Source organism: Bacillus sp. AFS059628 (genome assembly GCF_002571225.1).
Taxonomy (GTDB): domain Bacteria; phylum Bacillota; class Bacilli; order Bacillales; family Bacillaceae_G; genus Bacillus_A.
Genome location: NZ_NVEC01000079.1, coordinates 1 through 8,070, shown reverse-complemented (window position 1 = coordinate 8,070; position 8,070 = coordinate 1). Strand labels below are relative to the sequence as shown.

Here is an 8,070-nt window from a genome sequence, read left to right as displayed (position 1 = left end):
CAAATTCGTGGGTCAGTTCAGTTCACTTCAGAAAGATGAGCTTTCTTTGTTGCTTTTTCTGTTTAATCAAACCATCTATCACCATCAGAAATCCATTTACCATTTTGTAAATCATAACATTCCTCATCGTCATGAAAACTAACGTAAGAGGGTAATGTAACATTCATACCACCAGCTTTATTCCAGCATGCCGCAAACCATTCTACTATAGTCTTCGTTCCAATTTCAGATAACTTCTCATCATTTTTTTCGTAAAAATCCCAAAATTCATCAGATTCTTCATCACTGAACGTATAATATGTAATGTCATCCATTACATTATAGCTACCAGAAAAAATTCCTTTATCAGTCCCTTCATAAAAAACTTCATTCGCTTCTCCATCCATTGAAAACATAACGATAGACAATTCAAATGACTGAACAAAAACAGTAAAATCTAATAAATCTATTTCTTTATAATAATTAAGCTGTGTTGTTACTTTTAACCTTTCGATCAAATCAGAGGATTTTGCTTCTAATCCTATTATTAAAGAATTTTTATAGTTCTCAATCGTAAACAAATACTTCACTTCCTATTCATATCATATGTTTATCAAGATATATAAAAATTATAGCAAAGGTTTTGTATATTTTGCTTGAGAAAATGAAAAAAGCTGTCCAAATAGGACAGCTTTACATATGTATTTTTACACTTCGATTGACTTACCATCTTCAACAATATGATAAAGTAAGTGAGCTAAATGATGAATTGGGCCATACTCTTCCTCTTCTTCATCTGTTTCACCTTGGAACTCAAGATCATTTAAGTACAGTGCTAAAAATTGATAGTATAGTTTTAAATCAAATCCGTAGCATGCAGTTGGCTCTTCATGATCGCCTTCGTATTGTAACATTAAGTATTGATCGTTTCCTTCTGCATCTTCTGCGTCAAAGAATACGAAGAATCCAACGTTTGTATCTAAATCAAATAGATGACGAGTGCCTTTTTCTGTTGCTTTGTTGAAGTCCTCTTCACTTAATTTATGTACTGTTGTCGCTTTAGCATTATCTTCTTGATGGAAATTTACTGTAAATGTTTTCAATGCTGACACCTCCTGATTGTATAATACTAGCATAACATATAAAAAGGACTGCTTACAAATGTAAACAGTCCTTACATTCATTTTCGCATTGCTCGTAATAAGAAGCTTACGATGAAAATTAAGATGATTGCACCGATTAAAGCTGGAATAATTGCATATCCGCCAATGACTGGGCCAAAACTACCAAGTAATTTCGAACCAACCCAAGAACCGATAATACCAGCAATAATATTACCGATTACACCACCAGGTACGTCCTTTCCAGTAATTAAGCTTGCAAGCCATCCTAATATACCACCGACGATTAAAGACCAAATCATATAATAACCTCCTTTATATTTTACCAATCAAAATATAATTAGAAACAATTGCTTACCATTAGTTATGTTACATTTTTCAGTAGTTATTCATACAGATCAATTATTAGATTATTTCAAAATAATGAACGGCCAGCTTTTCGACTCGAGGTTGATGTTATTCGTAATACACATATTAAGGACAGTCAGGCTTTAATATTGTCCGCATAAACTCTTCTTTAAATGCAGGATAGTTAAAACCAACTGCAATTTTTTGAATTGGTCTATTATCAAATGTTGTTGGCTCAGCTATTTTTCTAAAGTCTGCCACACTTTGTCCTCTAGTTACGTCATTTGTCGTACTAATCCAAACTGCTGACTTTTTATATTCAAAAATATCATCATTAATAAAGGAAATGAACGGAAGTAAATCATGAATCGGACTGCCAGCAATACCCGGGTATTCTTTTTTATAAAAGTTCTCATAATAAAAATCAATCATCGGTTTAATAAGTTTCGCCTGTCCTGTTCCTTCTTTATTAATAATATCCACCATTTCAGGAGTAATGAGGGCTTCTTGCGTTACATTTAACGGAAAAATAGTCGCATTCTTTGCATATTTCATTACAATATTTGCAGCAATTGGATCTCCATAAAAATTTGCTTCTGATACAGGAGTAACGTTACCAGGAAATAAAAATGCGCCACCCATAATATAATAAGAACATATCTTATCCATTACATTTGGATATAATAAAAATAACGTCGCCAAAGTTGTTAAACGTCCTGTCGCTACGATAATAATATCTTCTGGACAAGGTTCAATTAATTTAATTAATTCACAAAAATTTTCCCGTTTACAAATCCTCATATGAGGTGGAATAATTGGGCCTAGGCCGTGCTCCCCATGGATTTCAGGAAAGAACAAAGGTTCTTCAGCAGTCATCGGCCTCGCTGCACCCTCAATGATTTTTACTTCTGTAGCATAGTATCTTTCTAAAAAATACACATTTTCCGTTACGATTTCTCGCGATACATTTCCATATTCAGCAACAATACCTATAATATCTAATTTACATGTTTTATTTGCATATATTAAAGCCACCGCATCGTCAATACCAAAGTCTCCAAAAAAGATGATTTTCTTATTAACTATCCTCACCCCTCTTCAGCATAATCTACTATTATTATTATGTAAAAAAGACAAGGCTGTGAAACAGTGCAAACTAAAAAAGCCGCCTATTTATTGGCGACTTCGATCTTTTTATATGATAAATATGCTAATACATTCTTACTTGAATCGTATTTTGGATTATTCCCTTTTCTCGGTTCCCTCATATGTGTTTTTTCAAATCCAGGAATGTCCGGCATTTTCTCCATAAATTCAAGCATTTCTTCCTCAGTTCCTTCAATACGTACGCGAATCATTATTACTTTTCCTCAATTCTCATTTTCTCTGTACTAAGTATAACGTACTTTGAAAAGACTGCAAGAAATTTATCTTCTTAATGTCGCACTTTTTTTACATACAAACAGGGCCATTTCAGTATAAAACGAGTTTATTTTAGTATTTTCAATTTGAATATGAAAGAATTCTTGCATTTCAACTGGTGTTTTCATCATACATTCTGTTAACTTCATACGTTTCTGCAACGGTACATCCATCATATTGCACCACCAGTCAAATTCAAATTTCTTGTCAAAAGTAAGACATGACTGCATTTGCAAACCGTTTCTTTCTAACAAGGTAATCCATTCTGTTTTTTTCAACGCTCGTTCATGACTCGGATCCCGCTTTTTTTCTATAAAATTATAAAATGTATCAAATTCATTATTTTCCGGTGAAACATTATCTATTAAAATAAATAATCCATTATCTTCTAACGTACGATTTACTTCATAAATAAACTGAGCTGGGTTCGTAAAATGATGTGCTGCAATTCGGCATGTTATCGTATCAAATGAACGATCAGCAAACGGTAAACTTTCTGCGTTTCCAGCAACAAAAGATACATTTTCATGTCCATTGCTTATAATAAACTTTTTCGCATTCTCTAACATTTTTTCTGTTAAGTCTAAGGCAACTACTTCTTGAAACAATGGAGCTAATACATTCGCAACATGTCCTCCGCCAGTAGCAATATCAAGAAGACGATTATTGTGACGAGACTCAACTTGTTGAACTACATATTGTAAATCAGGTCCTTTAGCATGAATTTTACTTTTCACATACTTTTCCGCATTATTACCAAACTGTTGTTTCACAAGTTCTTCTTTACTCATTTTATCATCTTCTTTCTATTGTTATTTACATATAGGATTCATGTAATAATTAAAGTTCTCTTTATGTATTTTCAAATCCTCTTTTCGACTCATTTCTTACTATGCTATCGTATCATCGACCTAATATAGATTTTACGTTTTATTATGAAACAAAAAAGGCTACGGGAACTTGTCCCCTAACCTAACTAAATATCAATTACATTTTTACTTTTTCATATACATCTATATAATATAAATCCTCTTTTAACTTCATAATAACGTCTACTTCCCTATAAGTAGCCTCACGAGCATGTAAACCAAATTGATCCATGCCAATCCATATCCATCCAGGTGTATGATATAGAACATCTATGTTAAAATAATCTAAATTAGTAAGCTCTGATTTAATAAATTTATCTTTATTAGCGATTTGTTTATCTATTAAACCATATTCTTTTCCATTTTCCAATAGCGATATAATTTTCCCTACAATCGGATGTTCACGAACAATAAAGTGATATTCCTTTCCCTCCACATTCGTCACAATTAAACGAAAATCAGATAAATCAGATCTTAAATTCGACATCTTTATTTATTCACCTCCTTTATGAGCTTCACCAATATTATAACATATGAATATTTAAATATAATTAATTTAATGTAAAAAATAAAAAAGCTGACTCCCTTTTAGAAGTCAGCCTTGATACTTTGAATATCTGTATACTTTTATAAATGATTATACTTTTTCTTTTTCCTCATCGTTCCCGGAAACTATATTCCCAATAGCATCAGCTGTTACTTCAACTACAAATTCACAAATACCTGCTACAACTTCTCCAATCACTTCATCCATCTTTTTTACCCCCTTATTTTTTATAGCTTATTTGTAGTATAGAAGAGATTGGTTATTTTTAACTATCGGAAAACGTGACAACAACATTACAGTTTTGTAAGCTTTTTTATTTTGTTTAGCTTCTATCCTTTGAAACTTCAAGTATGATTCACATGCATATAGGCCATCATAATATTAAGTAAATACTAATTTTGCTAGAGGAGGCGTGTAAAATATACTACGTAAAATTAATTAAAGGTCAATCCTTCTATGCTTTTGATCATCGTTTCTTAATGTCTGAAGAAGAAGAAGTATCCGAGAAAGTTTATAACTACTTACGTCGTAATGATTTTTTTGAAGTACGTAAAGAAGAATATTCTGCTTAATTACAAAAAGCATCAAGAAAATATCACCTAATTGTGTTATTTTCTTGATGCCTTCATTTAATCTCCCTCTTTTCAATAATTGTGCTCAATTCTCTTAAAACATTCTATTATTTGTCCAAGCTATTTTATCGTAAATTTCATATTTTAGTATATGAAGAGGTGACGAATATGACTCATATCATTGACTATCAAGCTACTCAGCCTATAAGTAAAACAGGTGAAACAACTTTTGCAATCCCAGCTTCTCCAAATAAAGCAATTCTAGCAAATTTGAAGTTGAGAATTTCAAGTAGAGATTCACGTAATAATCGAGTAGAATTAATCGCTACAATTGGTGTAGAAGGTATAACTGGGACTTCACAAGTTTTATTCCGAATTTTCCGTGATAACTTTGAAATTTTTAATGCACAAGTAGGTATTGAATCTACAGATTCTGAACAATTCTACACTCAAACATTTCAAGCTATAGATCAAGATGTTAGCAGTGGAACACACCAATATTCATTAACCGTAGAAAACCTTACTAGCGGTGCAAGCGCAGAAGTTGTTGGTCCTCTATCTTTTAGCGCTTTAGCTATTGGACAAGAGCGTAAATGCTGCTAAGTGAATCTAATATTTCATTTTGTACTTGAGAAAAGCAAGAACGTAGTATGTACGTTCTTGCTTTTCTATTTTCCTTTTATTTGTCCTTACTTTCAATTGATACTTCATCATAATTTTTTACATTTTCATTACTTATTTCATCAATTAACACATCGTTTTTTTGACAAATCAAAAAGATTGAAATCCGCTGATGAAACACGTAATATAGACTCTGACTCTAAAAAAGTTCGTTACTAATCATACATAAAATAAGGAGGTTTTATATACGAGTTTTTCATTTTAAAAGACAGAGAGGTTTTATATTATGTGGCGTAATAAAAATGTTTGGATTGTATTAATTGGGGAGTTTATTGCTGGTTTAGGTTTATGGCTTGGTATTCTTGGCAACCTTGAATTTATGCAAAAATATGTCCCTTCTGATTTCATGAAATCAGTTATATTATTTATCGGACTATTAGCTGGTGTTCTAGTCGGTCCTATGGCAGGTCGCATCATTGATCAGTATGAAAAGAAAAAAGTTCTTCTTTATGCTGGGTTCGGTCGCGTTATTAGTGTTATTTTCATGTTTTTCGCTATCCAATTTGAAAGCATCGCCTTTATGATTGCATTTATGGTTGCCCTTCAAATTTCAGCAGCATTTTACTTCCCTGCATTACAATCTGTAATCCCACTCATCGTACGTGAGCACGAGTTATTACAGATGAACGGTGTACATATGAATGTAGGTACAATCGCTCGTATTGCTGGTACTTCACTAGGTGGAATTCTTTTAGTTGTAATGAGTTTACAGTATATGTACGCCTTCTCAATGGCAGCGTACGCTTTATTATTCCTCTCAACTTTCTTCCTACAATTCGAAGATAAGAAATCAACAACACCAAGTAAACAAGCTGCAAAAGATAATAGCTTTATGGAAGTATTTCGTATATTAAAAGGAATTCCTATTGCTTTTACAGCACTTATATTAAGTATTATCCCTCTATTATTTATAGCTGGATTTAATTTAATGGTAATCAACATTAGTGAAATGCAACATGATCCAACGATTAAAGGCTTTATATATACCATTGAAGGTATCGCATTTATGTTAGGTGCTTTCGTTATTAAACGTTTATCTGACCATTTCAAACCTGAAAAGTTACTATATTTCTTCGCAGTTTGTACTGCTTTTGCGCACCTTTCGTTGTTCTTTAGCGATATAAAATGGATGTCACTTACATCATTTGGTTTGTTTGGTTTTAGTGTCGGTTGCTTCTTCCCTATTATGTCAACAATCTTCCAAACAAAAGTGGAAAAAAGCTATCACGGCCGTCTCTTCTCATTCCGTAATATGTTTGAGAGAGTTATGTTCCAAATTGTCTTACTTGGCACAGGCTTCTTCTTAGATACAATCGGATTGCAATATATGGTTCTCATTTTCGGTGTTATTTCATTATTAATTATCTTCATATCACTATCTAAACAGAAACAATATGAAAAACAACCTTCGCAATCTGCGAATTTATAACATAATTAAAGAAGCATGGATTATTAGATTAATTCATGCTTCTTTATTATATAAAACCTTCTTTCTTACGCTTATTGAAATTATTTAAAGGAGTACCCTCTTTTGCATTCGAATATAGTATATTAACAAGATATATACTGGAGGTGCGAAAATGTCTGATGGCATACAAGTATTAATTATCCTTCTTTTTGTAATTGCTATGTTTAGTACCTTAAATTTTTTAGCTATTTCCCTTTCTCAACGTAACTTTAAAAGAAGAATTGTCGCGGGTTTCATATTTTTATTACTGACTTCTATTATCTTTTTGACTACCACAGCATTCGCTTCTATATTTGATAAAGCTGGATTTGGCGTAGGCGGGATAGCCTTCATTGTTGCAATTATATATGTCTTAAATGGAATAGTGATCCTACTTTCCTCTTTATTTTTCCTCAAAAGGGACATAACATAGGCCACAGTACTCGGCATGAATCTGTCTTTATACTAGATTCATGTTTCTTCAATTCCCGCTAAATTTTTATATGAAATTAAATAATTCTTTATAAAAATTTAAACTTTATTTATTACAATATTCGTATCGTATTCGCACGTTTATTGAAAATGAAAAGAAAGGAGTACAAAATGAAAAGGGTTTTATTAATTATTCCAATATTTATCGTTCTACTGAGTGGCTGTAGCAATAATGATATATACGGTTCTTGGGAAGTCGTTGATAACAAAAATGGGCTTTGCCCTGCATCTTATAAATTTGAAACAGTTGTAAAAGAAGAAAAGAAAGAAAAAATTGTTCAAAACTTAGTAGAAATGCAAACAACGAAGAAAAAAGAAGATTTATACAAAGGTTCCTTTGTAAAGAATTCTAATGTATATCACATTGATTATGGTAACTCATTTACATCAGATCAAACTTTAGAAGTTGTCGATGGCAAATTAAACGTATACTTTTATGCAGTTGAAAAATTATGTACATATAAAAAGAAATGATTACTCTTCATTTAAAACGCAGAAAATATTTTCTGCGTTATTTTTATCCCGTTTTAATGAACAGTAAGACCCCCACCTCAAAATGCAGCGAAAGCAACGAAGTTAGGTGGGGGGCGGG

Annotated in this window: 12 protein-coding genes; 5 read left to right on the top strand and 7 right to left on the bottom strand. The window is 32.1% G+C overall.

Annotated elements, in window-relative coordinates; genetic code table 11:
• Positions 1–62: 62 nt before the first annotated feature.
• The 7 genes from COL05_RS24540 to COL05_RS24510 all read right to left on the bottom strand — a co-directional run bounded on the left by COL05_RS24540 (position 63) and on the right by COL05_RS24510 (position 4,226).
• Complete coding sequence (locus COL05_RS24540) at positions 63–560, bottom strand: hypothetical protein (protein ID WP_098670487.1); 498 nt, start codon at positions 558–560, stop codon at positions 63–65.
• A 126-nt stretch (positions 561–686) separates the two neighbouring features.
• Positions 687–1,082, bottom strand: a complete 396-nt coding sequence (locus tag COL05_RS24535; RefSeq protein WP_000847587.1) for a hypothetical protein — start codon at positions 1,080–1,082, stop codon at positions 687–689.
• A gap of 77 nt (positions 1,083–1,159) precedes the next feature.
• The gene (locus tag COL05_RS24530) at positions 1,160–1,402 is read right to left on the bottom strand and encodes a GlsB/YeaQ/YmgE family stress response membrane protein (protein ID WP_000638306.1); all 243 of its coding nucleotides are present in this window, start codon (positions 1,400–1,402) and stop codon (positions 1,160–1,162) included.
• A gap of 172 nt (positions 1,403–1,574) precedes the next feature.
• Positions 1,575–2,540 carry a nucleoside hydrolase gene (locus tag COL05_RS24525; RefSeq protein WP_098670486.1) on the bottom strand — a complete coding sequence of 322 codons (966 nt, stop codon included), beginning with the start codon at positions 2,538–2,540 and terminating at the stop codon, positions 1,575–1,577.
• Between the two features lie 77 nt (positions 2,541–2,617).
• Positions 2,618–2,806, bottom strand: a complete 189-nt coding sequence (locus tag COL05_RS24520) for a DUF3970 family protein (RefSeq protein ID WP_000621879.1) — start codon at positions 2,804–2,806, stop codon at positions 2,618–2,620.
• Between the two features lie 69 nt (positions 2,807–2,875).
• A complete protein-coding gene (locus COL05_RS24515) occupies positions 2,876–3,661 on the bottom strand; it encodes a class I SAM-dependent methyltransferase (protein WP_098670485.1) in 786 nt (261 codons plus the stop codon).
• Positions 3,662–3,857: 196 nt separating this feature from the next.
• Complete coding sequence (locus tag COL05_RS24510) at positions 3,858–4,226, bottom strand: hypothetical protein (RefSeq protein WP_098670484.1); 369 nt, start codon at positions 4,224–4,226, stop codon at positions 3,858–3,860.
• A 479-nt stretch (positions 4,227–4,705) separates the two neighbouring features.
• Here COL05_RS24510 and COL05_RS24500 point away from each other — a divergent pair, with 479 nt between their 5' ends.
• The 5 genes from COL05_RS24500 to COL05_RS24480 all read left to right on the top strand — a co-directional run bounded on the left by COL05_RS24500 (position 4,706) and on the right by COL05_RS24480 (position 7,952).
• The gene (locus COL05_RS24500) at positions 4,706–4,858 is read left to right on the top strand and encodes a YqbF domain-containing protein (protein WP_098670488.1); all 153 of its coding nucleotides are present in this window, start codon (positions 4,706–4,708) and stop codon (positions 4,856–4,858) included.
• Positions 4,859–5,026: 168 nt separating this feature from the next.
• Complete coding sequence (exsC, locus tag COL05_RS24495; RefSeq protein ID WP_098670482.1) at positions 5,027–5,461, top strand: exosporium protein ExsC; 435 nt, start codon at positions 5,027–5,029, stop codon at positions 5,459–5,461.
• A 304-nt stretch (positions 5,462–5,765) separates the two neighbouring features.
• Positions 5,766–6,968 (top strand): MFS transporter, encoded by a 1,203-nt coding sequence (locus COL05_RS24490; protein ID WP_000269246.1) that lies wholly within the window; start codon positions 5,766–5,768, stop codon positions 6,966–6,968.
• 151 nt (positions 6,969–7,119) lie between these two features.
• Positions 7,120–7,419, top strand: coding sequence for a hypothetical protein (locus tag COL05_RS31070; RefSeq protein ID WP_142337650.1), 300 nt, complete (start codon positions 7,120–7,122; stop codon positions 7,417–7,419).
• Positions 7,420–7,589: 170 nt separating this feature from the next.
• Positions 7,590–7,952 (top strand): hypothetical protein, encoded by a 363-nt coding sequence (locus tag COL05_RS24480; RefSeq protein WP_098670480.1) that lies wholly within the window; start codon positions 7,590–7,592, stop codon positions 7,950–7,952.
• Positions 7,953–8,070: the final 118 nt, after the last annotated feature.